The following is a 23,383-nucleotide window of genomic DNA, read 5'->3' on the forward strand; positions in this document are numbered from 1 at the left end:
AGCCGGGGCCGCCATGATCCACGCCGCCTTCCCCAAGCTGCTGTCGTCGCAAATCGCTTTCGACATTGCGCGTACCATCCGCGAGGGGTTCGACAAGCACTACCGCCTGTTCCGGCAGGCGGCGCAGGCGGCCAAGCGGCATTTCGAGCAAGGCGACTGGGCTGTGGCCCAGGTCGCGGCGCGCGAACGGATCGACTTTTACGACAAGCGCGTGCAGGAATGCGTGCAGATGCTGGAGGACGAATACGATCCTTCCGAGCTGACCGATGAAGTGTGGCGCGAGCTCAAGCTGCACTACATCGGCATGCTGTCCGGCCACAAGCAGCCGGAGCTGGCGGAGACCTTCTTCAACTCCGTCTGCTGCAATATCCTGCACCGCTCCTACTTCCACAACGAATTCATTTTCGTGCGCCCGGTCGTATCGACCGAATACATCGACACGGAAGAAGTTGCGCCGACCTACCGCGTGTACTATCCGGGCAAGGATGGCCTGACCTTCACCCTCAAGCGCATCGTCACCAACTTCCAGCTCAATACAGCGTTCGCCAACCTGTCGCGCGACGTCGCGCTGGTGGAAGAACGGCTGTCCGACCTGTTCGGCGAGCTGGAACCGAATGCGCAGATCCAGATTCTTTCGAGCCTGTTCTTCCGCAACAAAGGCGCTTACATCGTCGGCCGCGCCATCAACGGCAGCCGCGAGCTGCCGTTCGTGGTGCCGATCCTGCATAACAAGAACAGGCAACTGGTGCTGGATGCGGTGCTGACCGAGCAGCAGGACATCGTGCTGCTGTTCTCCTTCACGCGCGCCTACTTCCTGGTCGACATGGAAGTGCCGTCGGCCTATGTGCAGTTCCTGCGCAACCTGCTGCCGCTCAAGCCGCGCAGCGAGATCTACACCATCCTTGGCCTGCAGAAGCAAGGCAAGAATGCCTTCTACCGCGACTACCTGCAGCACCTGAAGCATTCATCCGACCTGTTCGCGATCGCCCCCGGCATCCGCGGCCTGGTGATGCTGGTGTTCGCGCTGCCGTCCTTCCCATATGTGTTCAAGGTGATCAAGGACGTCTATCCGCCGCCGAAGGAAACCACGCGCGAGCAGATCAAGGCCAAGTACCTGCTGGTGAAGCACCACGACCGCGTAGGCCGCATGGCCGACACGCTGGAGTACTCCAACGTCGCCTTCCCGCGCAACCGTTTCAGCGATGAGCTGGTGGCGGAACTGAAGCATTTCGCGCCCTCGCTGGTGGAAGAGGAAGGCGACCAGATCGTGATCAGGCACCTGTACATCGAACGCCGCATGGTGCCGCTGAATATGTTCCTGTCGCATGCCGACGAAGTGGGCGACGATGCGGCGCTGGAACATGGCATTATCGAATACGGCAACGCCATCAAGGACCTGGTGGCGGCCAATATCTTCCCGGGTGACATGCTGTACAAGAATTTCGGCGTCACCCGTCACAAGCGTGTCGTTTTCTACGACTACGATGAAATTGAATACATCACGGACTGCAACTTCCGTGTAATTCCGGCGCCGCGCAACGAGGAGGACGAAATGTCCGCCGAGCCGTGGTACCCCATTGGAAAGCACGACGTGTTTCCCGAGCAGTTCGACAAGTTCTTGCTCGGGAACGCGAAAATCCGAAAATACTTTATGAAGCACCACGCCGAGCTGCTCTCGCCTCACTGGTGGGCCAGGAAAAAGGAGCTGATCGCCAGTGGCGTCATTGAGGACGTGTTCCCGTATCCCCAGCACGTCCGTTTCCGCAACCGAGATTCGCTGCCCGAGGCAGCGAAGCAAGCAACACCATCCCTTTTGGAGACCTTTGAAAATGAATGATCCTATCGTAATCGTCGGCGCAGCCCGCACCCCAATGGGTGCTTTCCAGAGCGACTTCGCCAGCCTGAGCGCCAATGACCTGGGCGCAGTGGCCATCAAGGCCGCCGTCGAACGCGCCGGCATCAAACCGGAAGCCGTCGAACACGTCTACTTCGGCAACTGCCTGATGGCAGGCCAGGGCCAGGCACCGGCACGCCAGGCATCGATCAAGGCCGGCTTGCCGGTATCCGCCGGCGCCGTGACGCTGTCCAAAATGTGCGGCTCCGCCATGCAGGCAGCGATCTTCGCCTATGACGCACTGGCAGCCGGCAGCGCCGAAGTGATCGTGGCCGGCGGCATGGAATCCATGACCAATGCGCCTTACCTGATTCCCAAGGCACGCGGCGGCTACCGCATCGGCCACGGCATGATGTTCGACCACATGATGTACGACGGCCTGGAAGACGCCTACACCCGCGACGCCAAGACGGGCGCCGGCCGCTCCATGGGCACCTTCGCCGAACAGTGCTCGGCTGCCTACAAGTTCACCCGCGAAGCGCAGGACAACTTCGCCATCGAATCCGTCAAGCGCGCGCAGGCTGCACAGGCTTCCGGCGCCTTCAGCTGGGAAATCGCCCCGGTGACCGTGTCCGGCCGCGCCGGCGACGTGGTGATCGACAAGGATGAAGGTCCGCTGAAGGCCAAGATCGAAAAGATCCCGGCCCTGAAGCCAGCTTTCGCCAAGGATGGCACCATCACCGCCGCGTCGTCCTCCTCGATCAACGACGGCGCTGCCGCCCTGGTCATGATGCGCGAATCCACCGCCAAGAAGCTGGGCGCCACCGTAATCGCCAAGGTCACCGGCCACGCCACCAACTCCCTGGTGCCGGAACAGTTCACCACCGCGCCAGTGGGCGCAATCCAGAAGCTGCTGGCCAAGACCGGCTGGAAAGTCAGCGACGTTGACCTGTTCGAGATCAACGAAGCCTTCGCCGCCGTGCCAATGGCAGCGATGCACGACCTGGACATCCCGCACAGCAAAGTGAACGTGCACGGCGGCGCTTGCGCCCTGGGCCACCCGATCGGCGCCACCGGCGCACGCATCATCACCACCCTGATCGGCGCACTGAAAGCCAAGGGCGGCAAGAAAGGCGTGGCGGCACTGTGCATCGGCGGCGGCGAAGCCACCGCCATGGGCATCGAGCTGGTGTAATCAGGATGGCGCTGGCACTCGTTATCGGCGCCTCGCGCGGCATCGGCCTGGAACTGGTGCGCCAGTACCTGGCCGACGGCTGGCGCGTGATCGCCACGGCACGCAGGAAAGAAGATGTCGCCATGCTGGCCGGAATGGGTGCCGAAGCCCATAAGCTGGATGTAACGAATGTGGAAGCCGTAGCAGGCCTGGGCTGGAAGCTGGATGGCGAAGAGCTCGACGTCGCCATCCTGAACGCCGGCGTGTACGGGCCGCGCACCGACGGCTTCCCGACGCAAAACGATTTCGACACCGTCATGCACATCAACGTGCTGTCGGCGATGCGCCTGCTGCCGATCATCGCGCCGCTGGTGTGCGCGGGACGCGGCAAACTGGCCGTGATGTCGTCGCGCATGGGTTCCCTCAGCGAGCGCAAAGGTTCGTCCGGCTCGCTGTACCGCGCCAGCAAGGCCGCGCTGAATTCCGTGCTGGTCGACACCGCGCACCAGTTCGGCCCGCAAGGCGCCACCTGCGTGGCCCTGCACCCGGGCTGGGTGCGCACCGACATGGGCGGCGCCGGCGCCGCGCTATCGGTCGAAGAAAGCGTGCGCGGACTGCGCAAGGTGCTGGCCGAACTGCCAGCGTCCGAACAAGCCGTCTACCGAGACTACGACGGTTCCCCCATAGGCTGGTAACAGCCGAGCCTGTGTCCCACCATGGGGTCACACCCGAAATGGGACACGAGCCCAGCCGTAGAGAAAGATAACAATGATCCTCAACGAACAACACGAAATGATCCGCGATGCGCTGCGCGCGTTTTCGCAGGAGCGCCTGGCGCCCAACGCAGCGCGCTGGGACAAGGAACATCACTTCCCGAAAGAAGAGCTGAAGGAGCTGGCGGCATTGGGCGCCTTCGGCGTCGCCGTGCCGGAAGAACTGGGCGGCGCGGGCCTCGATTACGTTTCGCTGGCACTGGTGCTGGAAGAAATCGCGGCCGGCGACGGCGGCACCTCCACCGTCATTTCTGTGAACAACTGCCCGGTATGCAGCATCGGCATGATGTATGCGAACGAACAGCAGAAGCAGCAATGGCTGCGCCCGCTGGCGCAAGGTGAGATGCTGGGCGCCTTCGCCCTGACCGAACCGCACACCGGCAGCGATGCCGCTGCCCTGCGCACCACCGCCACGCTGGATGGCGGCGACTACGTCATCAACGGCACCAAGCAGTTCATCACTTCCGGCAAGCATGCCGACGTGGCGATCGTATTTGCCGTGACCGACAAGGCAGCCGGCAAAAAAGGCATCAGCGCCTTCTGGGTGCCGACCAATGCGCCGGGCTACATCGTGGCAGGCATCGAGCACAAGATGGGCCAGCATTCGTCCGACACCGCGCAAATCCTGTTCGAGAATTGCCGCGTGCCGGCAGCGAACATGATCGGCGAACCAGGCCAAGGCTACAAGATTGCCCTGTCCGGCCTGGAAGGCGGCCGTATCGGCATCGCTTCGCAATCGGTCGGCATGGCGCGCTCCGCGTTTGAAGCGGCGCTGAAGTACGCACGCGAACGCGAATCGTTCGGCAAGCCGATCTTCGAGCACCAGTCGGTGCAGTTCAAGCTGTCCGAAATGGCGATGCAGCTGGAAGCCGCACGCCAGCTGATCTGGCACGCCGCCTCGCTGAAGGACGCCGGCCAGCCTTGCCTGAAAGAGGCAGCGATGGCCAAGCTGTTCGCCTCCGAGATGGCGGAGCGCGTCTGCTCCGACGCGATCCAGATTCACGGCGGCTATGGCTACACCGCCGACTTCCCGGTAGAACGCATCTACCGCGACGTACGCGTATGCCAGATCTATGAAGGCACGAGCGACATCCAGAAACTGCTGATTGCCCGCGCGTTGTGATGCAAGTGGGAGCTACGGCTCTCGCTTCGGCGATTGTTGCGGCTCCGCCGGGCAATCGCCGAGGCGTTCCAGGTTCTTTTTCGCCTGATCCATTCCGTTCTGGCTCGCCATCGTGAACCAGTACTTCGCCTCAGTACACTTATCCGGGTTCGAAGTGCCCAGCACGCGCACGCCTAGGTTATATTGGGATGTCACGTGGCCATTTAATGCCGACTTCCTGAACCAATAGTCGGCTGCACCACGGTTACGGGTCGTGAAATCATAAAAAAAGCCCAGGCGGACGGCCGCGCTGTTATCGCCGGCATTGGCTTTGTCAACCAATTCGTTCCTTTCAGCTTCAGTCAACAAGAATGCAGAATTCCCATAATGCGGCTCTGCTTTTCTGGCTTGCTTATCATGCGCGGTGACATCCGTTGAAAGCAGGCACGCTGCGAAAAGCACGGCAATAATAGCTGTTAATTTCGGCACAAAGGTTCCTTTTGAGTTCTGACAAGCATTACATGTTGCACGCCGAAAGGCCAGCCCTCTCCGAGTTTCGTCTGTTTGTAACACTTTGTCGGATTTCAAGTGCATATATGCTGGAAGGTTGTGGCTCTTATAAAATGTCCGCCACAAGGAGATAGTCATGGTTCATGTGATGTTGGTGGAAGACGATGAGCGCCTGGCCGAACTGGTCACGGAGTATCTGGCGGGGTACGAATTCAAGGTGGACGTAGTGCCGCGCGGCGACGAGGCGCTGGCGCGCTTCAAGGCGGCCAACCCCGACGTCGTGGTGCTGGACCTGATGTTGCCGGGCATGGATGGCATGAAGGTCAGCCAGCAGATCCGCGACATCAGCGACGTGCCGATCCTGATCATGACCGCCCGCGAGGATTCCTACGACGAGGTGTCTTTGCTGGAGCAGGGCGCGGACGATTTCATCAACAAGCCGGTGCAGCCGCGCGTGCTGCTGGCGCGCCTGCGCGCCCTGCTGCGTCGTCGCCAGGGCAAGCCGGAGCTGGACCACCTGAGCTTCGGCCAGCTGAGCATTGCGACCAGCGACCGCTCGGTCACCTGGCGCGGCCAGCCCTGTCCGTTGTCGAATACGGAGTACAAGCTGCTGCTGGTGCTGGCGGAAGCTGCGGGAACCGTGCTGTCGCGCGATGCGCTGCTGAAAACTATGCGAGGCATCGAGTTCGATGGGCTGGACCGTTCGATCGATAATTCGATTTCGAAACTGCGCCGCAAGTTCGACGATACCGATGGCGAGAAGATCAAGACGGTGTGGGGCGAGGGCTACCTGTTCTCGCCGTCGGCGTGGAATTAAGGCCGCTTATTCAAACAGCGGCGCAATGGCGAGCGGCGTATTCTGACTGACGACCTGGCCCTGCGCGGACCAGTCGGCGAAGCGGTAAGTAGCGGTGCGATAAGTGCCGAGCGTTTCGCCGTCGAAGGCTGGGCCATCAACTACTGGCAGGGGCGCTTCGCGCGGCCCGTATTTCGCTTGCACCAGCGCATCTGCGCGGTTCCCGAACACGAAACGTACACCGCCGCACTTCTTCGAGCCGTAGGAGGAATCAATATAGCGCTGGTAGGCCAGCGCCTGTTCGCACGCTGCCCGCAAGTCGGTCGACTCGTAAATGCCGTCGTTGCGCGTCAGGATTGTGACGCGCGGCGCAAAGCGGTAGCTGGCCATGCGGCGGTTCAGCGCCAGCACGGCGTTATCGTCGTAGGCTGCCTTCAGCAGCGGGAATACGGCGCGGCCGGTGGCGTCCAGCGGCAGGTTAAGCTGCGTGTTCTTGCCCGTCAGCGTCAGGTGCAAACCTTCCAGCGTTGCCATCGGATCGCGCGGGCTGACTTCGTAATGGATCTGCAGGAAGTTCTTCGGCTTGCCGTATTTGGCAAACACCACCATCTGCTTGTAGGCGTCGCGATAGCTGACCCACTCCTCCTGCGCCTGGACGGCGCAGCTCACCACTGCCAGGCATACAGCCGGCAGCGTGGTCCGGAGCAAGGTCAAAGTCTTCATCAGAATCGGTAGGCCAGGGCCGTGGAAACGGAATAGTTGGTAGCCCGCTCGACCAGCGGACTGCCTTTGGCATCGCCGACCAGGCGGTTGACCGTGGCACCGGAAGTCAGCATCCAGCTGGGACTCAACGCCCAGTTCCAGCGCAGGCCGGCGCGCACGTCCTGGATACCGCCGCCGGGGCGGTAAGCATTCTTGGTGCCCGAGCGGTCGGCTTCGTCCTGGGTCACACCGAACCAGGTTTCGCTATAGGCGCGGTTGACCAGCGAAACGCCGGCCGACAGCACCACGCTATGGTGCGGCGCCACGTCTGTCATCATGTACTGCAAGGAGGTATGCAGGCGCGCGCCATTGCGCTCCCTGCCGCTGCCATATGTCAGCGTGTTCGTCAGGCGCAGCTTGGGCGACAGGTAATAGTTGAAGAAGCCACCGGCCAGGACGCGGTGCTTGATCACATCCATATCGCGCAGCCGGTTGGAGTCAATTTCCTGGCGCTCACTGAACTCGCCTGGGCGAAGGCTGGTGTAAGCCATGCGAGCGCCGGATTCTTCCGACACGCCGCTGAAACTGAAGGAGACGCCATCCCGGTCCCGGCGCGGCGACAGTACCAGCATCGGCCCGAATTCCACCGATGGCGTCTGCGACAGGTGCCAGCCCAGGGCGGTGCCGGACACGAAAATCCCATTGCTCCACTGGACCTGGAGTACCGGCATGGCCAAGGTGCGATTGTCGCTCGATCCATCGTAGCGGGGAACCGACTGGACGCCAATTCCAATATACATATCACGGCTGCCATCCGGCATCGGGTTGGTGGCCGGGGTCTGCGCAGCTACGGTGCTGCAGGCGCTGGCAATGGCGAGGAATAGGTACTGTCGCATATCAAAGGTGTGCGGTTGGGAATGGCGGACATTGTAATTGCAATACCCTCCCAGGCCGCTAAAACGCTCAGCTCCCTATCCCAGATTCGTTGCGAATTCACCGAAACGGTAGCGTAATCCTATAAAAAATGTCTGCCGAAATCCGCTGTGAGCTGTACGCATTTTGTCGCAAATTTGTACGACAGATTCGCTGCAGGCCCTTGTTTCTTATACAATACCCCCTGATGAATCGCCTGTTCTTCCGTTTTTTCATACTGGTGATGCTGTCCATCAGTGCGGCGGCATTCATCGTCTATTTCGCCATCAACCGCCTGTTTGGCGACCCCCTCGACTCGATTGCGCGGCGCCAGGCTGCGGCCCAGATTTTCCTCCTGGAGCAGTACATCGACCAGGCCCCGGCCGACCAATGGCTGGACCGCCTGAACAAGGTGCGCGAGGTTTCCGGCGTGCGTTTCGAGCTGGTGCCGCTGGGCGACGTGCGACGGCAGCTGTCCGGCATCGACGCGGCGGGCTTCGAGCGCGGCGACGTGGTGCTCGATATCAGGCGCAAGGCGTTCTACCGGCGTGTGGACCTGGTCGGTGAACGCTATATCGGCAGCAACGAGGAAGCGCTGGTGGCGCAGGACCTGCCGATCGATATCGGCTTTGCGCTGTCGATGGAGGCGGTGCGCTACCTGATCGTGGCCCTGGTGCTGCTGATTCCGATCGCGGCCTGGTCGCGGGCGCACTGGCAGGGGCTGCAGCAGCTATCCGATGTGGCGGACCGCTTCGGCGGCGGCGAACTGGGGGCGCGGGCGCATATGGAGCCCAAGGACAGCATCTATCCGCTGGCGGAGCGCATCAATCACATGGCCGACCGCATCGAGCGCCTGCTTGATTCCCAGCGCAACCTGCTGCACTCGGTGGGACATGAGATCCGCACCCCGATCGCGCGGCTGGAATTCGCACTGGAGCTGCTGCGCGATGCGGCGGAAAACCCGGCGCTGGACAAGCGCATCAACGCCATGGAAGGCGACCTGCGCGAACTGAAGGAGCTGGTCAACGAGCTGCTTGGCATGACCCGCCTGGATGCCGAACCGCACCTGCAGCGCCGTCCGTTCGACCTGGGCTCGGCGCTGGCCCATTGCCGCGAGACCCTGCCGCCTTCCGAAGGCATGCTGCTGGAAATGGAATTGGGCGGCACGCTGGGCCAGTTCAGCGGCGACCAGCGCTTGCTGGAACGCGCGGTCGGCAACCTGCTGCGCAATGCGCTCAAATACGGCACGCGTTCGGTGCGCCTGGGCGCGGCGCGGACCGGCAGCGTAGTGCAGGTGGTGGTGGAGGACGACGGTCCCGGTATCCCGCATGCCGAGCGCGAACGCATTTTCGAACCCTTCTACCGGCTGGACCGCAGCCGCGACCGCAATACGGGCGGCTTCGGTCTGGGGCTATCGATTGCGCGCAAAGCGGTGCAACTGCATGGCGGCACCCTCGTTGCCGGCAGTTCCGCGCTGGGCGGGGCGCGCTTCACGATCACGCTGCCGGGCTAGCAGGCGGTCTTGGTCTGCAGGCGGTGCGGCGCCTTGTTCTGCTCCCCGCGCCCGACCCGTTCGAATTCCGAGATCACCTGCGCGCCGAACAGCAGCAGGGTGGCGCCAATTTCCAGGCTGAACATGACAACGATGGCCGTCGTCATCGAGCCGTACACCAGGTTCACCTGCGACAGTGTGGTGAAATACCAGACCAGCACATGGCGCGCGACTTCCCACAGCGCAGTGGCGGTGGCGCCGCCGATCAGGGCATGCGGCCAGGACAGGCGACCGACCGGCATGACCAGGTAGATTGAGCTCAACATCAGAACCTCCCCGGCCAGTCCCAGCAGGTAGAGCAGCACGCCGGACAGGCCGTGCAGCGACCATTCATAGCCGAACAGGTGCACGCTTTCCTCGCCGATCACCTGCAGGCTGCCCGCCACCAGGGTCATCACCAGCGCCCCAATGCCAAGGAACAGGATGTAGCAGTAGGGCAGGACAGCCGACACCAGGTAATGGCGCCGGCGCACCTTGGCGCGGTGCAGGAAGATGAAGCACATGGCGTTTTCCAGCACGGAGAAAGCCAGGGAGCTGAAGAACAGCATCACCAGCACCAGCGCCCAGCCGACCAGTTCACGATGCTCCAGGAAATGGCCGACTTCGGCCACCACGGCCTGCGACTGGCCGGGGATCAGCCACTCGAGATAGCGGCCGATAATCTGCAGCAGCTCCTGCTGCGGAATGATGTGGGACAGCGCCACCACCACCAGCATCAGCAGCGGAACGATGGACAGCAGCGAGTAATAGGCCACGGCGCCGGCCAGCAACAGCCCCTGGTTGGCCCGGAAACCCTTCAGGCACTGCAGGGCAAAATCCAGGGGATGTGCCAGCACAAAAGCCGCCGCCCTGTGCTTGAGTATTCGCATCGCCCCATTCTACGCCGAAGTCTCTTGACGAGCTGCAGCGCTAGGAGACGGCGGGTTCGAGCAGGGTGAGGGTTTGGCGTTCGGTGTCGAGGCGGGCGCGGACGCCCATCGGGAGAGTGAACTGGTCGCGGATATGGCCGAAGCTGTAGCCGCTGACGGCGGGCACCTTCAGAGGCTTGAGGTGCTGGTCGGTGGTTTCGTCCAGCGTCAGGGAAACGTCGCTGTCTTGCGGGCCGCAGTTTTCGCAAATGCCGAGCATGATGCCGGCGGCCTGGTCGAATTTGCGGTTGAGCTGGAGCTGCATCAGCATGCGGTCGATCCGGTACGGCGCTTCGTTCACCTCTTCCAGGAACAGGATGCCGCCCGTGTAATTGCTGGCGTATTCGGTGCCGACCAGGGCGCTGACCAAGCATAGGTTGCCGCCAGTCAGCGGACCTTCGCACTGGCCGGCCACCACCGTGCGCAGCGCGTAGTGCGGTGCTTCCTCTGCCTTGCGGCTGTTTTCCAGCGCCATCGGGATGGTGTATTCGTCCTCCGGTTGCATCAGCACGTGCCTCAGATGGGTCACCGAGTAGTCGGAGAAGGTGGAGGAGGCTACCGGGCCGTGGAATGTGACCAGCCCGACCTTCTTCTGGATCGCCAGGTGCAGCGCCGTGATGTCGGAGTAGCCGATCAGGATCTTCGGATTGCGGCGGATCAGCTCGTAGTCGAGGTGCTCGAGCAACTGGATGCAGCCGGAGCCGCCGCGAATTGCCCAGATCGCGCTAACTTCGGGGTCGGCAAACATGGCGTGCAAGTCTTCCAGCCGCTGCTCGGGGAAGCCTCCGTAGTTGCCATACACGGCTTCCAGATTACGGCCCAGCTTGACGTGCAAACCCAGCGATTCAATATTCTTGATGGCCTTGGCAATGGCCGGGGCGTCGGTGTGCCCGCCGGGGGCGATCAGGCCCACCGTATCGCCAGTTTTCAGGCGTGGCGGCTTGACCAGGGCGGTTTTCTTCATGGTTGGCTTTCGGGAAACTGAACGGCCGCCTGCCGCTGCCGACACTCCAGGCAGTGCGGCAGCGGCCAAGGCGGCCGTTACGATTCGGCCAAAACTGCGCCGGGTAATCACGTCAGTAGAACTTGTATTTCAGGTTGAGTGCAAAGGAGCGGCCACGGCCGTCGGCCACGCGCGGGTCCCAGCCGGCGCCCACCACCTCGTCCACATTATGGGCGGTGAATGGCGGGTCGGTGTCGAACAGGTTCTGGATGCCGGCCGTGATGGTGGTGTTCTTGAAGCCGGTATACGTGCCTGAAATGCCGAAGATGCTGTAGTGCTTGATCTTCGGGTCAAAGCCGGCGGGCGGCGTGCCTTTGCCGCCATTTGGCAACTGGTCGGCGTAGTGCGAGGCGAATTTGTTGTTGAACAGTACACTCCAGTCGCCGCGCGAGACGGTCAGGCCGGCATTGTGCTTCCAGCGCAGGTAGACGTCGCGGCTCGCGAACTTGCCGACTTGCTCGATGAATGGCTGGCCTTCGAACTCGGCGAACTTGAAGGACTGCATCCAGGTGCCATCCAGGGTGGCGGTGGTCTTGTACTCGCCGAACTTGCCGTCATGGCGCATGCCCAGGTCCAGGCCGCGGGTTTTCAGGCCGGCGGCATTGATCCAGCCTGCCTCCACGTGGTCGATCACACCGGTTTGCGGGTTACGGATGATGTAATCGTTCAGGTACTGCCAGTTCTTCAGCACTACTTGCGGCGTGCGGTTCAGGATGCGGTTCTGGATGTTGATCGCCCAGTAGTCCAGCGAGGCGGTGAAGCCGGTGAACGGCGCGATCACCATGCCGAGCGTGCCTTGCTTGGAGGTTTCGGGCTTCAGGCCCGGATTGCCGCCCGAGAAGTAGTTCAGGCGCGGAATGGCGCAGAAGGCCGGGTCGCCCGGATGCTGGGCGCAGCCCTCCTGGTCGATGGTGCCGTTTGGCAGTTCGCCCAGCAGGCGGCCCGAATAGAGCTGGGTAAAACTCGGCGCCAGGAAGCCCTTCGAGGCGGAGCCGCGGAACATCAGGTTCTGTGATGGCTGCCAGCGGAACGACACTTTCGGGTTGGTGGTGGCGCCGATCACCGAGTAATCATCGCGGCGCACCGCGAGTTGCACTTCCAGGTCCTTGATCACCGGGACGATCATTTCTGCGTAAACCGCCTTGATATTGCGGCTGACCCGGTCCTGGTTGGCGTTGCCGGGAGCGAGCAGGATCTTGGTCGCGTCGACATCCTGCGCGAACTCGTAAGTTTCCTTGCGCAGATCGAGGCCAACTGCCATCGATACGGCACCCGCCGGGAGCTGGAATACCTCGCCCGAGACCGAACCATCGAGCTGGGTCATGGTGGTCTTGCCATGCTGCAGGCGGCCGCGGAACTTGGTCGATTCGATCAGGTTCATGGCTTCATCGGTCTGGCCCTGGCCGGCTAACAGCCAGGGATTGATCTTGCCGGTGCCAAGGGCTGAGTAGATCTGGCTGGTCCAGCCATAGCCGTCGATCAGGTCGGTCTTGGTCGTGCTCTGGGCGCGCGACAGGCCGAACTTGTAGTCGTATTTACCCGCCAGCACGCCCTCCATGCCGATCAGTCCGCGCAGGTTTTCGGTCACGTTCTCCTGGGTGCGGTTGCCCCAAGGGGTCGAGCGCCATTTGTAGATGATCGGCTTGGTCTTGTCGTAAGTGGGGATGAACGGCGTCATGTCCAGGTAATACGGGCCGTTGACCGGATAGGCGGCGCCATTGGCCAGGCTGGTCGAGATCTGCACCGGCGTCAGTTCGGCAGTCGCCTTGGTACGCGAGCCCAGCAGCTCGGCGAACAGCTTGTGCTCAGGGCTCAGCTGGAAAGTCGCGCGCGAGATAGCGTTGGTGCGTTCGACCGGGAAGCTGATCACATAGTCCGCGCCATAATCATAGGCGCAGGAATACCTGGTGCGGGTCGGCGCGGTAACGTCTTTCCACAGGTCGGTCTGGTATTGCGACATGCCGGGAATGCTGTCGCACTTGCCCTGGAAGCTCAGCGGGCTGGCCTGCAGGTAGGTGGTGTTGTCTCCTGGGACCTTGAAGCCCGTCCCCAGTGCCGTGCCGGCGCCGGTCAGGAGGTTGGCGTAGGGCGTGCCGGTGGTGTCCGGCGACAGGCCGCGCTCCGGCTGGAAGCCATTGGCGAAGTCGCGCTGGCTGGACGACAGCTTGTCGTTGACGTCGTGCGTCACGCTGGCCATCACGTTCCAGCCCTGTTCGGCCAGGCTGCCCACGCCGCCCAGCAGGGAATAGCGGCGCTGCATGCCGCCACCGGCTTCAGTGGCGTTGTAGCTGGCTTCCGCTTCCAGGCCGGCGTAGTCCGTCCGCAAGATGAAGTTGACCACGCCGCCGATCGCGTCGGTACCGTAAATGGCAGAAGCGCCGTCTTTCAGGATTTCCACGCGCTGGATGGCGCCCAGCGGAATCGAATTCAGGTCGACCGCCTTGCCGGAGGCGCCGTGGTTGCCCACGCGGCGGCCATTCAGCAGCACCAGGGTGGCGTTCGGGCCCAGGCCGCGCAGAGAGGCGAAGGAGGCGCCGCCGGACACGCGGTCGGCGTCGGCGCCGAACACGTTGTTACCCGAAGTCATATTGTCGGCACCGGTCCCGTTGGCGGAAATCGTGCGCAGCAGGTCCTCAGTACTGGTGATGCCGGCCTTCTTGATGGCGTCGAAGGTGATGACCTGGACCGGGAGAGCGCCCTCGGAGGCAACTCGTTTGATGCTGGAACCGGTGATCTCGACGCGCTGCATGGGCTGCGCGGCTTCCTGTGCGATGGCAGGGCTTACTACTCCGATCAGCGCAATCAGTTGCGCCAGCTTTTTAACCTTCACGAGCCTCTCCCAAGATAAGGTGTTTTTTGCAGGTTAGCTCCGGAGAAATCTTGTCATCCAATGAAAATTACTCTTACGTCCATAACCTAATGTAATGCCGGCGTCACATTGCTTTTTGCTTCAATGTCGAGGTAGCGCCAGTTGGTGAGTTCGACTGGGTGTCGGTTGTAGTTTTTAAGCCACGGTTGCTGGATATCGGCCGAGATCGGGTGAATCAGCAATACCCAGGGGTTATAAGCGTGGATCAGCTGGTTCAGCTCGCGGTACAGGGCGTTGCGCTCCGCACCGTCGCTGAGCTGGCGGGCTTTCTCGTAACGGGTGTTGTAGTCAGGCAGGTTGAAGCGGGCGTAATTGGCGCGGCCGCTGTTTGGGCCCCACAGCAGCTGGAAGAAGTTGTCCCCGTCCGGGAAGTCGGCGATCCAGTTGGTTTCGAACATCTGCACCTTGCCGAGGCGGCTGGCCTTGATGATTTCGGTCTTCTTGTCGGTCTTGAAGCTGACCCGGATGCCCAGGGCATTCAGGTTCTTGCGCCACAGCTCGTCGCGCAGGCGGCCGACCATGGTCGGTTCGCTGTGCATGAGCAGCGCCAGCGGTTGCCCGTTGGGCAGGGTGCGGAAGCCGTCCTTGCCCACCTTGTAGCCGAAGCGGTCGAGCAGGGCTTTGGCGAGCTTGGGGTTGTAGCTGATCGGGCTGCGATAGGCCGGATCGTAGCCCAGCACATTCGGCGGCAGCGGGCTTTGCGCGGGGATGGCCAAGCCTTTCTTGAGCAGGGCGATGTCCTCGGGGCTGTTATAACCCAATGCTATGGCGCGGCGCAGGGCGACCTTTTCCTTGCTGTAGCCGCCGATCACCGGATCGTCCATGTTCATCCACATGTAATAGGTCTGCAGCACCGGGAATGGGGACAGCACCATGCCGCGTGCGGCCAGGTCCTCTTTCAGCACTGGCTTGGCCGACGACGGATCGAGCACCATGTCGCGCATCGACTCGGGCACCTGCTCGATATAGTCGAATTCGCCATTCAGGAAGCCCAGCACGCGCGACTGGTATTCCTCCATGATCTTGACTTCGACCTTGTCGACAATCGGCAGGTGCTTGCCTTGCCAGACCTGGTGGTAGCCCCTGTTGGCGGCCAGCGTGATCTTGTCGCTGCGCTTCCATTCTTCGATGACGAAGGGACCGCTGCCGACCGGATGGTTGCCGACCTGGCTGCCGTAAGCATCGGTCACCTCTTTCGCCACCGCGCCGGTGGCCGGCAGGGCAAGATAGAACAGCAGGCTCGGGTCTGGCTCCTTCAGCGTCAGGCGCAGCGTGTACTGATCAAGCGCCCGCAAGTCCGCCAGTTTGCCCTCGAACATGAAGGACCAGGGCGACTTTAGCGCCGGATCGAGCAGGCGCTCAATGGCGAATTTATAATCCGAGGCCGTAACTTCGCGCTTCTTTCCCCTAAATGCGGGATCATCGCTGAAGAACATGCCGGGCTTGAGGTGGAAGGTCCAGACCTTGCCGCTGGCATCGCTGGTCGGCATCGCGCGCAGGCTGCTGGGGGCCAGTTTGACCGGGCGCGCTTCGTAGTCGTAGCGCAGCATCGGCTCGAACAGGTTTTCCAGCAGGCTCAGGCTGGCCAGATCGGAGGCGACGGCAGGATCGAGGCCGGTTTCGCCCGTCGACAGGAAGGCGTGCAGGACCTTGTCGGCTGCCAGCGCTGCCGGAGCTGCGCCGGCCAAGGCAAGGGTCAGGGCGGCGGCGAGAACGCGAAGTCTTTTCATGCGTCGGAGCATAAGCCAGTGCGTGGCGATACGCCAGCTTATAACTTTTTTACATGAGCGAAGCGCATACTTTCATCCGCTGGCCCTATACTTTCGCTGCAAAATTGGTCATTCCACTACAAGAAGTTCATCCATGTCCCTCAATTACATCTGGTCCGGATTTTTCCTCGTCGGCTTCGCAGCCGCCATCATCCAATGGCTGTTCATGGGCGATACGGAGATCTTCAAGAAGATCATCGACGGGACTTTCGAATCCGCCAAGCTGGGTGTGATGGACATTGCACTGCCGCTGGCAGGCGTGATGACGCTGTGGCTGGGGATCATGAACGTAGGCGAAAAAGCCGGCGCAATCGGCTGGCTGGCGAAGATCATCTCGCCCTTCTTCTCGCGCATCTTTCCGGAGGTGCCGAAGGACCACCCGGCCACCGGCCACATGGTGATGAACTTCTCGGCCAACCTGCTGGGCCTCGACAACGCCGCCACTCCATTCGGCCTGAAGGCGATGGAAAGCCTGCAGTCGCTGAACCCGAACAAGGACACGGCCAGCAACGCCCAGATCATGTTCCTGGTGCTGCACACCTCCGGCCTGACGCTGATCCCGCTGGCGATCATGGCGCAACGCGCGATCCTCGGCGCGGCCGATCCATCCGACATTTTCATCCCGTGCATGATCGCGACTTACGCCGCGACCATCACCGGCATCATCGCGGTCGGCATCCGCCAGCGACTGAACCTGTTCGACCCTGTGCTGCTGGCCTGGATCGGCGGCATGACGGCGGCCATCGCGGGGCTGATCTGGTATTTCACCGCTTTCCTGACGCGCGAGCAGATCGAGGTGGTGTCCAAGGTAGCGTCCAACCTGATCCTGATTTCGATCATCGCGGCCTTCATCATCGGCGCCTTGCTCAAGAAGGTGAATGTGTACGAGGCGTTCATTGAGGGCGCGAAGGGCGGCGTCCAGACTTCGCTGACGGTGATTCCTTATCTGGTCGGCATGCTGGTGGCGATCAGCGTACTGCGCAACGCGGGCGTCTTCGGGCTGGTGATGGATGCCTTCAACTGGGTGTTCAGTGCGCTCGGCCTGCGCACGGACTTCGTGCCTTCGCTGCCGACCGCGCTGATGAAGCCTTTCAGCGGCTCCGGTTCGCGTGCCATGATGATCGATGCGATGAAGACCTACGGACCGGATTCCTTCGTCGGCCGCCTGGCTTGCATCTTCCAGGGCTCGGCCGATACCACCTTCTATATCGTGGCGCTGTATTTCGGCTCGGTCGGCATCCGCAAGACACGCTATGCAATTTCCGCCGGCCTGATTGCGGATCTCGCGGGGGTTTTGACCGCGATTGCGGTAGCCTACGTGTTTTTCGGTTGAGGACCCATTGATGCGCCGCCTGCTACTTGCCACATTGTTTGCCGCTATCGGCGCCACCGCCCACGCGGCGCTGCCAGAACCGATCGCCAGGCTGGCCGCCGAAAAAGGCATCCCGGAAAATGCCATCGGGGCGGTGGTGCTGCGCGGCGATGAGGTGCTGGTGTCGCACGAAGCGACGCGTACCTTTACGCCTGCCTCAATCATGAAGCTGTTCACCACGATGGTGGGCCTGGATGTACTCGGGCCCCAGTTCCGCGGCCGCACGGAGTTGCGCACAACAGGAGAAGTTGCGGGCGGCGCGCTGCATGGCGACCTGGTGCTGCGTGGCGGCGCCGACGGCGACTTCACGGCCGACGCCTTCACGCACATGTTGGAAAAGCTGCGCACCAAAGGCATCCGCAGGATCGAAGGCAACCTGATACTGGACCGCCAGCTCTGGCAGCCGGCGCGTGCCGATGCGGGCGCGCCGCCGTTCGATGAATCGCCTGAGGCGTATTACAACCTGATTCCCGATGCGCTGCTGCTGAACATGAACCTGCAGACGCTCGACATCACCTCCGATGCGAAGACGATCAAGGCCAGCGTGCTGCCCGAGCTGGACAATGTGCGCGTGCGTTCCGCGCTGACGCTGGTTGATCGCGATTGCGCGAAATGGGAGGACGGCTGGAAGATTCCCGAATATGTGCGCAACGGTCCCAACCTGACCGTGGTGCTGAAGGGGACATTCCCGCGCAACTGCAGCCGGACCAATGTGATCAATGTCCTGGACCGCACCGACTACGCCGAACGCCTGTTCCGCGCGACCTGGGAGCGGCTGGGAGGCCAATTCAACGGCCAGGCAGTCGAGGCTTCCGAGGCGCAGTCACGCGCCTTCAATAGTGGTTCATCGACGCTGTTGGCCGAGCATGTGAGCCGATCCCTGCCCGAGATGGTACGCGATACCAACAAGCTGTCCGACAATGGGCTGGCCCGTACCATTTTCCTGAGCCTGGGCAGTCTGCAAGCCGATCCCTTGCTTGGCAGCCGACCGCTGCCCGACCTCGCGGACGCTTCCCCCGCCCAACCCCAATGCTGCGCCATGATGGATGCGCCACCTCGCATGCCCACGCAGGTCCGTGCCGAACTTGAGATCCGCACCTGGCTGCGCGGGCAGGGCATCGACGATACCGGCATGGTGTTCGAAAACGGTTCCGGCCTGTCGCGCATCGAGCGCTTTACTCCCGAGCAGATGGCCGGCCTGCTGAGGGCCGCGCAAACGTCCCTGTGGGCGCCCGAGTTCCTCACTAGCCTGCCGATTGCGGCGATCGATGGCACCATGAGGCGCCGCCTGAAAGAAAGCCCTGCAGCGATGCGCGCCCGCATCAAAACCGGTTCCCTCAAAAACGTGGTCGCGATCGCCGGCTACGTCCCCGACGCCAGTGGCCGCCAGTGTATCGTGGTGGTCATGGTCAACCACGAACGCGCTGGCAACGGTAATGGCCGCGCGCTGGCAGACGGCGTGATCGATTGGGTCGCGCGCAGCGCGGCACCGCAAGCGGCAAACGAGCCGCCGAGCACACGATAAGGAGCATCCATGAGCGAAACGAAACGGTACTGGTTCCCCGCCAAAAGCCATGGCTGGGGATGGGGCGTGCCTGGCACCTGGCAGGGTTGGCTGGTGCTAGCCGCCTACGTGGTGGCCATGGCGGCCGGCGCAGTGATGCTGAATCCTGAGCGTTCGCCGCTTGGATTCCTGGCCCTGACCACGGCCGCCACGGCGATCTTTATCCTGGTTTGCTACTTCACGGGTGAACCTCCGCGCTGGCGTTGGGGGAACGATGGCAAGACGAAGTAAAGGGATTCCGAGCGCGCTGCTGGCGGTTGTCGTCGCGGTGACGGCGTATTGGTACTGGTCACCGCTGCTCGTTGTGCACCAGATGAAGGAAGCGGTGCGGGTGCATGATGTGGAGGCCTTCAATAGCCACGTCGATTTTCCGGCGCTACGCGAGAACATGAAGGACGATATCGCCGGCAAGCCGGGCGACGACGCGCTCAGCGGCTTGGGTCGCCTGCTCGGCGGCGTGGTGGTGGATGCACTGGTGCGGCCGGAAGCGGTGATGTTTGTGCTGGAGCATGGTGATTTTGCGAAGAAGCGCGACCGGCGGCACGAGGAGCGCGACGCACGTGAGCGGGAGCGGGAGCGGGAGCGGGACGAAGAGCCGGACTCCGGCGCAGCGAAACCGAAATGGGTGACCGAGCGCGATGGCGTCAACCGCTACGTCGTCCGCAACGACAAGATCGCGCTGGTCTTCGTCCGCAACGGCTTTGCGGACTGGAAGCTGTCCGAATTTCGCCTATGACGCGCGCAGCACCTTGCGCGTGGCCCAAACGATCGGAAGACTGAACAGGAAGATGTGCGACAGGATGTCCATGCCCCATGAGACGGCATTGAACGTCACCGGGCGCGGGAATGCCGATAGCGGCAGCACCACCAGCCGCATCGCGAAGAACACCAGCAAGCCATAGCCGACGGCCGCCAGCAGCGGTTTGCGCGCCAATGCCGGGACGCGGCGCGCCGCGAAGAAGAAGAGCGCCATCCACACAAAACTCAAGGCGAAGTGGCAGGCCAGGCCGAATGCAGCGGCGGGAGCGCCGCCGGTGAAGGCCGCTTTGCCCAACGCGCCGCTGGCCACCACTTGCAGCAGGCGGTCCGGCGGCATGCCGTTATAGCCGGCGAAGCTGATCGCGAACAGGATGTCCAGCAAGCCGCCCAGCGCGCCGCCGGTCAGGATTGCTCGTGTGGTAGACCAGGGCTGCTGCATAAGGGCTGTCTCCTTATAGGACTTTTGTGTAGTCGCGGCGCACCAGCACGCGGTCGCCGCAGTCGAAATGCCACCATTCGCTGTTGATGCCGGCGAAGCCAGCCTGGAACATGGCATCGCGCAGCAACTGGCGGTTGGCCACTTGTGCGGCAGTCAGTTCCCCGCTGGCGAGGTGCCGTGCCTCGAGCACCGGGTGCGACAATTCTGTCATGTCGTCGAAGCCCGTGCCCATGTCGAGCTCCTGGCCGGACGGATCGAGGATGGTGATGTCGACCGCCATGCCGAAGGAATGGATCGAGCCGCGTTCCGGCGGCGCCAGGTACATCTGCAGGCTGGTGCCGGCCAGCGCCTGCCACAGCTCTTCCTGCACGCGGTGCGGACGCAGGGCGTCGAGCAGCAGCGCCTTGTAGCCGGGGGCACGCCATGCCAGGTAGCCTACCACGCGCTCGATGGCAGCGGCGGCGTCGCGGTGCAGCCAGGCGCAATCCAGTGGCGAATACAGGTCGCGGCCGACGAAGTTATCCGGTCCGGCATAGCGCAGGTCGACCGCGACACCGGCGATGGTGGCCAGGTGGCGGAAGTCGGGGTTGCCGGGAACGTCTTCGCTGCGGGTGGTCTTGCTCATTGCTTTCCCTGTTCGAGGCAGGCGCGTGCCATGCTGGCGATGGAGTCGGCCAACTGGCGGGCACCGTGCGACAGCGGCGCGTGGCTGTTGGTCAGCAGGAAGAGCTGGATCGGAATGGCCGGCGCCCACTGGCGTTTCTGCACCTTGGCCGGATCGGCCGACGCCGCGGTGAAAGGATCGACCACAGCCAGGCCAGCGCCAGCTTCCACCAGCGACCGGGCGATCTGGTAAGTCTGTACCGTAGTGCGGAAGTTGGGCTGGATGCCCTGCGCCTCGCAGGACGCCACGATCATCTCGCCCAGCGGGTCGTTGTCGGCATGGCCTATCAGCTCGCCGCTCAGGCCTTGCGCCGTCAGCGGCATGTCCGCTTCATCGCCGCGCCAGCTGCCAGCCGGCGCGATCACCGTCATCACGCCTTGTGCAATCGGTTCGGCGATGATGCCGGGGTGGCGCGGGTCCTGCAGCGAGAGCGCCATGTCGGCTTCGCCCAGGCGCAAGGTGTTGACGATTTCGGAAGTGTGATGGGTAGCCAGTTCGCAGCGTGTGTCGGGGAATTCCTTGCGCCATTCGCTCATGGCTTGCGGCAGCACGCTGATGGCGATGGTCGGCGTCGACACCAGGCGCACTGTTTCGACGGCGCGGCCCTTCAGGCTGGCCGCCAGGCGGCGGATGCCTTGCAGGTCGCGGTGCAGTTTCTCGGTCTCCGCAAAGAGGCGGTGCGCTTCCGGCTTCGGGTACAGCTTGCCGCGCACGCGCTCGAACAGCGGCATGCCCAGTTGCAGCTCGGCGTGCTGCAACACCTTGGTCACGGCAGGCTGGGAAATATGCAGCACCTGCGCGGCGCCGCTGATGGTGCCGACCTGCATGATGGCGTGGAAAACTTCGATGTGGCGCAGCCGCATTGTCCTGGTTCCTCTTCCTCGGCGCCGCCGGTCGTCCCCGCGGCATGTTGGCAGGATAGGGGAAAGCCGGCGCCCGTGCAAACCGCCTTACTGTTTTGGCTTGGGCGCGGTCAGCACGTCGAGGATGGCGGCGGATTCGGCGTCGGGCACGCCATCCCATTTGCTGTTGCGGTACTTGGCCTGGAAGGTCGCCAGCACATTGTGGGTTTCCGGGTCGAGCACGCCGGTCTGCGGGGTGGCGTAGCCGTGCTGGGCCAGCTTTTGCTGGAACCAGGCGATGTCCGGCAGCTGGGCTTCGTATTGCGGACGCACCGCGGCCACGGCGGCGGCGTCGGGCCAGGTGATCAGGCCTGCGTCGGCCAGCCGCTTCCACGGGAACATCGGGCCGGGATCCTGCTTGCGTTGCGGTGCGATGTCGGCGTGGCCGAGGAAGTTTTCCGGCGCGATCTGGTGGCGTTCCTTGATCTGCTTGAGCAGGGCGACCAGTTGGTCCATCTGGCGCTCGGAAAAGCCGTACCAGTGGCGGCCATCGGGCAAGTCCTTGAAGCCGGGGTTGACGATCTCGATGCCGATCGAGCTGTGGTTCAGTGCCGTGTAGTTCTTCCAGCTACTCAACCCGGCGTGCCAGGCGGCGCGGTTTTCGTCGACCAGGGCGTAGACGCGCGGCTCATTCTCGTCGGTGATGAGGTAGTGGGCGCTCACATCCTTCTCGGTCAGCAGCTTGATCGACAGCGGCAAGTCGGTTACGGTGTAATGGAGCACGACGAAACGCACGCGGCTGCTCTGCCCTTTGGAGGTCAGCGAATGGTCGATGTTCGGCAGTTGGGTGGCACAACCCGTCAGCAGGGCGATCAGGGAAGCGAGCAGCAGTTTTTTCATGGTTTCCTTAGTTGCGTGGCCGGGCGGCCATCCTGGCAGCCGCATGATGCGGCCTGGCGCTGCGTTTTTGCAAATGGAATTCAGGCGGCAAGTCGGTGCGCATGGCTTCGAAAATCAGGGGATGCAGTTCGGCGGCGCGGCCGGAAAGGACAATCGGCCGCGCGCCGAAACGCGTCACCAGCGCCAGCGCCAGGCGCGCCAGTTCGCGGCCGGCCTGCAGCAGGATATGGCGGGCGGCGGGGTCGGCTCCGGCGCTCATGGCTACGGCCAGCGCCAGCTTGCCGACCTCGCCGCGCTCCTGGGTGTACATGAAGTTGCGCGAGAAAGACCAGTCGCTGCCGCCGACATGGTCGAACACCGCATGCGCCATCGGCGAATCCTCCCAGGCGCCGGGCTGTTCGTCCTCGCCGCGCCAGATGCGGCGCATCGCTTCGCGCGCAATCCAGAAGCCGCCGCCGGCATCGTCCAGCATGACGCCGCGGCCGCCGGCGCGGTGGAATTCGCCTTGCTCGTCGATGAAGGCGGCAATCGAACCGGTGCCGGCGTAGACCAGGTAACCCTGGCCGGGCTCGAAGGCGTCGAGATAGGCAACTTCGATATCGTTGCAGAGTGTGATGGCGTCCAGGCGCACGCCAAGCAGCGTGGAGAGCCAGTCCAGCAACACGGCGCCATCGCCGCCGAAACCGGTCAGCCCGGCGCAGATGCGCAACGGCTTGCCCGCTTCCAATACGTCTTGCGCCAGCTGGCTGAAGATGGTGTGGATCAGCTCGCGCCCGGCCGGCTTGGCCATCATCAGGGCGGACAGCCCGGGGACCGTTCCTTCGGCCACGATGTCGCCTGCCGGGTCGGCAAGCGCCCAGCGTGTTTCCGTGCCTCCAGCATCGATTCCCAGCCCTAAGGTACGATCGGTGTCAGGTTTGCCCATGATCTGTCGAGTGT

The 23,383-nt window shown here is 62.9% G+C and carries 22 protein-coding genes; 10 read left to right on the forward strand and 12 right to left on the reverse strand.

Annotation, left to right across the window (positions count from 1 at the left end; all coding sequences use genetic code 11):
- Positions 1 to 13: 13 nt before the first annotated feature.
- The 4 genes from aceK (at position 14) to ACN9MZ_RS00985 (ending at position 4,904) form a co-directional block, all read left to right on the forward strand.
- A complete protein-coding gene (aceK, locus tag ACN9MZ_RS00970) occupies positions 14 to 1,837 on the forward strand; it encodes a bifunctional isocitrate dehydrogenase kinase/phosphatase (RefSeq protein WP_426340481.1) in 1,824 nt (607 codons plus the stop codon).
- Positions 1,830 to 3,029 carry an acetyl-CoA C-acyltransferase gene (locus ACN9MZ_RS00975; RefSeq protein WP_426340482.1) on the forward strand — a complete coding sequence of 400 codons (1,200 nt, stop codon included), beginning with the start codon at positions 1,830 to 1,832 and terminating at the stop codon, positions 3,027 to 3,029. Before aceK ends, ACN9MZ_RS00975 begins: the two co-directional genes overlap by 8 nt.
- 5 nt (positions 3,030 to 3,034) lie before the next feature.
- Complete coding sequence (locus tag ACN9MZ_RS00980) at positions 3,035 to 3,703, forward strand: SDR family oxidoreductase (RefSeq protein ID WP_426340483.1); 669 nt, start codon at positions 3,035 to 3,037, stop codon at positions 3,701 to 3,703.
- A 73-nt stretch (positions 3,704 to 3,776) separates the two neighbouring features.
- Entirely contained in the window at positions 3,777 to 4,904 is a 1,128-nt protein-coding gene (locus ACN9MZ_RS00985) for an acyl-CoA dehydrogenase family protein (protein WP_426340484.1), read from the forward strand.
- 12 nt (positions 4,905 to 4,916) lie between these two features.
- Here ACN9MZ_RS00985 and ACN9MZ_RS00990 read toward each other — a convergent pair whose 3' ends face one another.
- Positions 4,917 to 5,471 (reverse strand): tetratricopeptide repeat protein, encoded by a 555-nt coding sequence (locus ACN9MZ_RS00990; protein ID WP_426340485.1) that lies wholly within the window; start codon positions 5,469 to 5,471, stop codon positions 4,917 to 4,919.
- Between the two features lie 58 nt (positions 5,472 to 5,529).
- Between ACN9MZ_RS00990 and ACN9MZ_RS00995 the strand changes: the two genes are divergently transcribed.
- A complete protein-coding gene (locus ACN9MZ_RS00995; RefSeq protein WP_426340486.1) occupies positions 5,530 to 6,210 on the forward strand; it encodes a response regulator in 681 nt (226 codons plus the stop codon).
- Between the two features lie 6 nt (positions 6,211 to 6,216).
- Here ACN9MZ_RS00995 and ACN9MZ_RS01000 read toward each other — a convergent pair whose 3' ends face one another.
- Entirely contained in the window at positions 6,217 to 6,912 is a 696-nt protein-coding gene (locus tag ACN9MZ_RS01000) for a hypothetical protein (protein ID WP_426340487.1), read from the reverse strand.
- Positions 6,912 to 7,787 carry a MipA/OmpV family protein gene (locus tag ACN9MZ_RS01005; RefSeq protein ID WP_426340488.1) on the reverse strand — a complete coding sequence of 292 codons (876 nt, stop codon included), beginning with the start codon at positions 7,785 to 7,787 and terminating at the stop codon, positions 6,912 to 6,914. The genes ACN9MZ_RS01000 and ACN9MZ_RS01005 overlap by 1 nt, the downstream gene beginning before the upstream one ends.
- A gap of 224 nt (positions 7,788 to 8,011) precedes the next feature.
- Here ACN9MZ_RS01005 and ACN9MZ_RS01010 point away from each other — a divergent pair, with 224 nt between their 5' ends.
- The gene (locus tag ACN9MZ_RS01010; protein WP_426340489.1) at positions 8,012 to 9,316 is read left to right on the forward strand and encodes an ATP-binding protein; all 1,305 of its coding nucleotides are present in this window, start codon (positions 8,012 to 8,014) and stop codon (positions 9,314 to 9,316) included.
- Here ACN9MZ_RS01010 and ACN9MZ_RS01015 read toward each other — a convergent pair.
- The 4 genes from ACN9MZ_RS01015 to ACN9MZ_RS01030 all read right to left on the reverse strand — a co-directional run bounded on the left by ACN9MZ_RS01015 (position 9,313) and on the right by ACN9MZ_RS01030 (position 15,865).
- Positions 9,313 to 10,224 (reverse strand): YihY/virulence factor BrkB family protein, encoded by a 912-nt coding sequence (locus tag ACN9MZ_RS01015; RefSeq protein ID WP_426340490.1) that lies wholly within the window; start codon positions 10,222 to 10,224, stop codon positions 9,313 to 9,315. The genes ACN9MZ_RS01010 and ACN9MZ_RS01015 overlap by 4 nt on opposite strands.
- A 40-nt stretch (positions 10,225 to 10,264) precedes the next feature.
- A complete protein-coding gene (locus tag ACN9MZ_RS01020; RefSeq protein WP_426340491.1) occupies positions 10,265 to 11,227 on the reverse strand; it encodes a S66 peptidase family protein in 963 nt (320 codons plus the stop codon).
- A gap of 112 nt (positions 11,228 to 11,339) precedes the next feature.
- Positions 11,340 to 14,096, reverse strand: coding sequence for a TonB-dependent receptor (locus tag ACN9MZ_RS01025; RefSeq protein ID WP_426340492.1), 2,757 nt, complete (start codon positions 14,094 to 14,096; stop codon positions 11,340 to 11,342).
- A gap of 86 nt (positions 14,097 to 14,182) precedes the next feature.
- A complete protein-coding gene (locus tag ACN9MZ_RS01030) occupies positions 14,183 to 15,865 on the reverse strand; it encodes an ABC transporter substrate-binding protein (RefSeq protein WP_426340493.1) in 1,683 nt (560 codons plus the stop codon).
- Positions 15,866 to 15,998: 133 nt separating this feature from the next.
- Between ACN9MZ_RS01030 and ACN9MZ_RS01035 the strand changes: the two genes are divergently transcribed.
- From ACN9MZ_RS01035 to ACN9MZ_RS01050, 4 genes are read left to right on the forward strand one after another with little or no spacing between them, the layout of a single operon-like run.
- Positions 15,999 to 17,237, forward strand: a complete 1,239-nt coding sequence (locus ACN9MZ_RS01035) for a nucleoside recognition domain-containing protein (protein WP_426340494.1) — start codon at positions 15,999 to 16,001, stop codon at positions 17,235 to 17,237.
- A gap of 10 nt (positions 17,238 to 17,247) precedes the next feature.
- Complete coding sequence (gene dacB / locus ACN9MZ_RS01040) at positions 17,248 to 18,801, forward strand: D-alanyl-D-alanine carboxypeptidase/D-alanyl-D-alanine endopeptidase (protein WP_426340495.1); 1,554 nt, start codon at positions 17,248 to 17,250, stop codon at positions 18,799 to 18,801.
- Between the two features lie 9 nt (positions 18,802 to 18,810).
- Entirely contained in the window at positions 18,811 to 19,071 is a 261-nt protein-coding gene (locus ACN9MZ_RS01045) for a hypothetical protein (RefSeq protein ID WP_426340496.1), read from the forward strand.
- Entirely contained in the window at positions 19,055 to 19,576 is a 522-nt protein-coding gene (locus ACN9MZ_RS01050; RefSeq protein WP_426340497.1) for a DUF2939 domain-containing protein, read from the forward strand. The genes ACN9MZ_RS01045 and ACN9MZ_RS01050 overlap by 17 nt, the downstream gene beginning before the upstream one ends.
- Here ACN9MZ_RS01050 and ACN9MZ_RS01055 read toward each other — a convergent pair.
- The 5 genes from ACN9MZ_RS01055 to ACN9MZ_RS01075 all read right to left on the reverse strand — a co-directional run bounded on the left by ACN9MZ_RS01055 (position 19,571) and on the right by ACN9MZ_RS01075 (position 23,369).
- A complete protein-coding gene (locus ACN9MZ_RS01055; protein WP_426340498.1) occupies positions 19,571 to 20,038 on the reverse strand; it encodes a hypothetical protein in 468 nt (155 codons plus the stop codon). The genes ACN9MZ_RS01050 and ACN9MZ_RS01055 overlap by 6 nt on opposite strands.
- Before the next feature lie 13 nt (positions 20,039 to 20,051).
- Complete coding sequence (locus ACN9MZ_RS01060; RefSeq protein WP_426340499.1) at positions 20,052 to 20,663, reverse strand: M15 family metallopeptidase; 612 nt, start codon at positions 20,661 to 20,663, stop codon at positions 20,052 to 20,054.
- Complete coding sequence (locus ACN9MZ_RS01065) at positions 20,660 to 21,565, reverse strand: LysR family transcriptional regulator (RefSeq protein WP_426340500.1); 906 nt, start codon at positions 21,563 to 21,565, stop codon at positions 20,660 to 20,662. The genes ACN9MZ_RS01060 and ACN9MZ_RS01065 overlap by 4 nt, the downstream gene beginning before the upstream one ends.
- An 87-nt stretch (positions 21,566 to 21,652) precedes the next feature.
- Positions 21,653 to 22,444: a peptidoglycan recognition protein family protein gene (locus ACN9MZ_RS01070; RefSeq protein WP_426340501.1), complete on the reverse strand. Its 792-nt coding sequence runs from the start codon at positions 22,442 to 22,444 to the stop codon at positions 21,653 to 21,655.
- 7 nt (positions 22,445 to 22,451) lie between these two features.
- Complete coding sequence (locus ACN9MZ_RS01075) at positions 22,452 to 23,369, reverse strand: N-acetylglucosamine kinase (protein ID WP_426340502.1); 918 nt, start codon at positions 23,367 to 23,369, stop codon at positions 22,452 to 22,454.
- Positions 23,370 to 23,383: the final 14 nt, after the last annotated feature.

The sequence above is a fragment of the Pseudoduganella sp. S-14 genome (assembly GCF_049913285.1).
GTDB lineage: Bacteria > Pseudomonadota > Gammaproteobacteria > Burkholderiales > Burkholderiaceae_D > Rugamonas.

Excerpts from the sequence above, each read along its gene's own strand:
- aceK (WP_426340481.1), top strand. The coding sequence starts at position 14 with ATGATCCACGCCGCCTTCCCCAAGCTGCTGTCGTCGCAAATCGCTTTC.
- ACN9MZ_RS00975 (WP_426340482.1), top strand. The coding sequence starts at position 1,830 with ATGAATGATCCTATCGTAATCGTCGGCGCAGCCCGCACCCCAATGGGT.
- ACN9MZ_RS00980 (WP_426340483.1), top strand. The coding sequence starts at position 3,035 with ATGGCGCTGGCACTCGTTATCGGCGCCTCGCGCGGCATCGGCCTGGAA.
- ACN9MZ_RS00985 (WP_426340484.1), top strand. The coding sequence starts at position 3,777 with ATGATCCTCAACGAACAACACGAAATGATCCGCGATGCGCTGCGCGCG.
- ACN9MZ_RS00995 (WP_426340486.1), top strand. The coding sequence starts at position 5,530 with ATGGTTCATGTGATGTTGGTGGAAGACGATGAGCGCCTGGCCGAACTG.
- ACN9MZ_RS01000 (WP_426340487.1), bottom strand. The coding sequence starts at position 6,912 with ATGAAGACTTTGACCTTGCTCCGGACCACGCTGCCGGCTGTATGCCTG.
- ACN9MZ_RS01005 (WP_426340488.1), bottom strand. The coding sequence starts at position 7,787 with ATGCGACAGTACCTATTCCTCGCCATTGCCAGCGCCTGCAGCACCGTA.
- ACN9MZ_RS01010 (WP_426340489.1), top strand. The coding sequence starts at position 8,012 with ATGAATCGCCTGTTCTTCCGTTTTTTCATACTGGTGATGCTGTCCATC.
- ACN9MZ_RS01015 (WP_426340490.1), bottom strand. The coding sequence starts at position 10,224 with ATGCGAATACTCAAGCACAGGGCGGCGGCTTTTGTGCTGGCACATCCC.
- ACN9MZ_RS01020 (WP_426340491.1), bottom strand. The coding sequence starts at position 11,227 with ATGAAGAAAACCGCCCTGGTCAAGCCGCCACGCCTGAAAACTGGCGAT.
- ACN9MZ_RS01030 (WP_426340493.1), bottom strand. The coding sequence starts at position 15,865 with ATGAAAAGACTTCGCGTTCTCGCCGCCGCCCTGACCCTTGCCTTGGCC.
- ACN9MZ_RS01035 (WP_426340494.1), top strand. The coding sequence starts at position 15,999 with ATGTCCCTCAATTACATCTGGTCCGGATTTTTCCTCGTCGGCTTCGCA.
- dacB (WP_426340495.1), top strand. The coding sequence starts at position 17,248 with ATGCGCCGCCTGCTACTTGCCACATTGTTTGCCGCTATCGGCGCCACC.
- ACN9MZ_RS01045 (WP_426340496.1), top strand. The coding sequence starts at position 18,811 with ATGAGCGAAACGAAACGGTACTGGTTCCCCGCCAAAAGCCATGGCTGG.
- ACN9MZ_RS01050 (WP_426340497.1), top strand. The coding sequence starts at position 19,055 with ATGGCAAGACGAAGTAAAGGGATTCCGAGCGCGCTGCTGGCGGTTGTC.
- ACN9MZ_RS01055 (WP_426340498.1), bottom strand. The coding sequence starts at position 20,038 with ATGCAGCAGCCCTGGTCTACCACACGAGCAATCCTGACCGGCGGCGCG.
- ACN9MZ_RS01060 (WP_426340499.1), bottom strand. The coding sequence starts at position 20,663 with ATGAGCAAGACCACCCGCAGCGAAGACGTTCCCGGCAACCCCGACTTC.
- ACN9MZ_RS01065 (WP_426340500.1), bottom strand. The coding sequence starts at position 21,565 with ATGCGGCTGCGCCACATCGAAGTTTTCCACGCCATCATGCAGGTCGGC.
- ACN9MZ_RS01070 (WP_426340501.1), bottom strand. The coding sequence starts at position 22,444 with ATGAAAAAACTGCTGCTCGCTTCCCTGATCGCCCTGCTGACGGGTTGT.
- ACN9MZ_RS01075 (WP_426340502.1), bottom strand. The coding sequence starts at position 23,369 with ATGGGCAAACCTGACACCGATCGTACCTTAGGGCTGGGAATCGATGCT.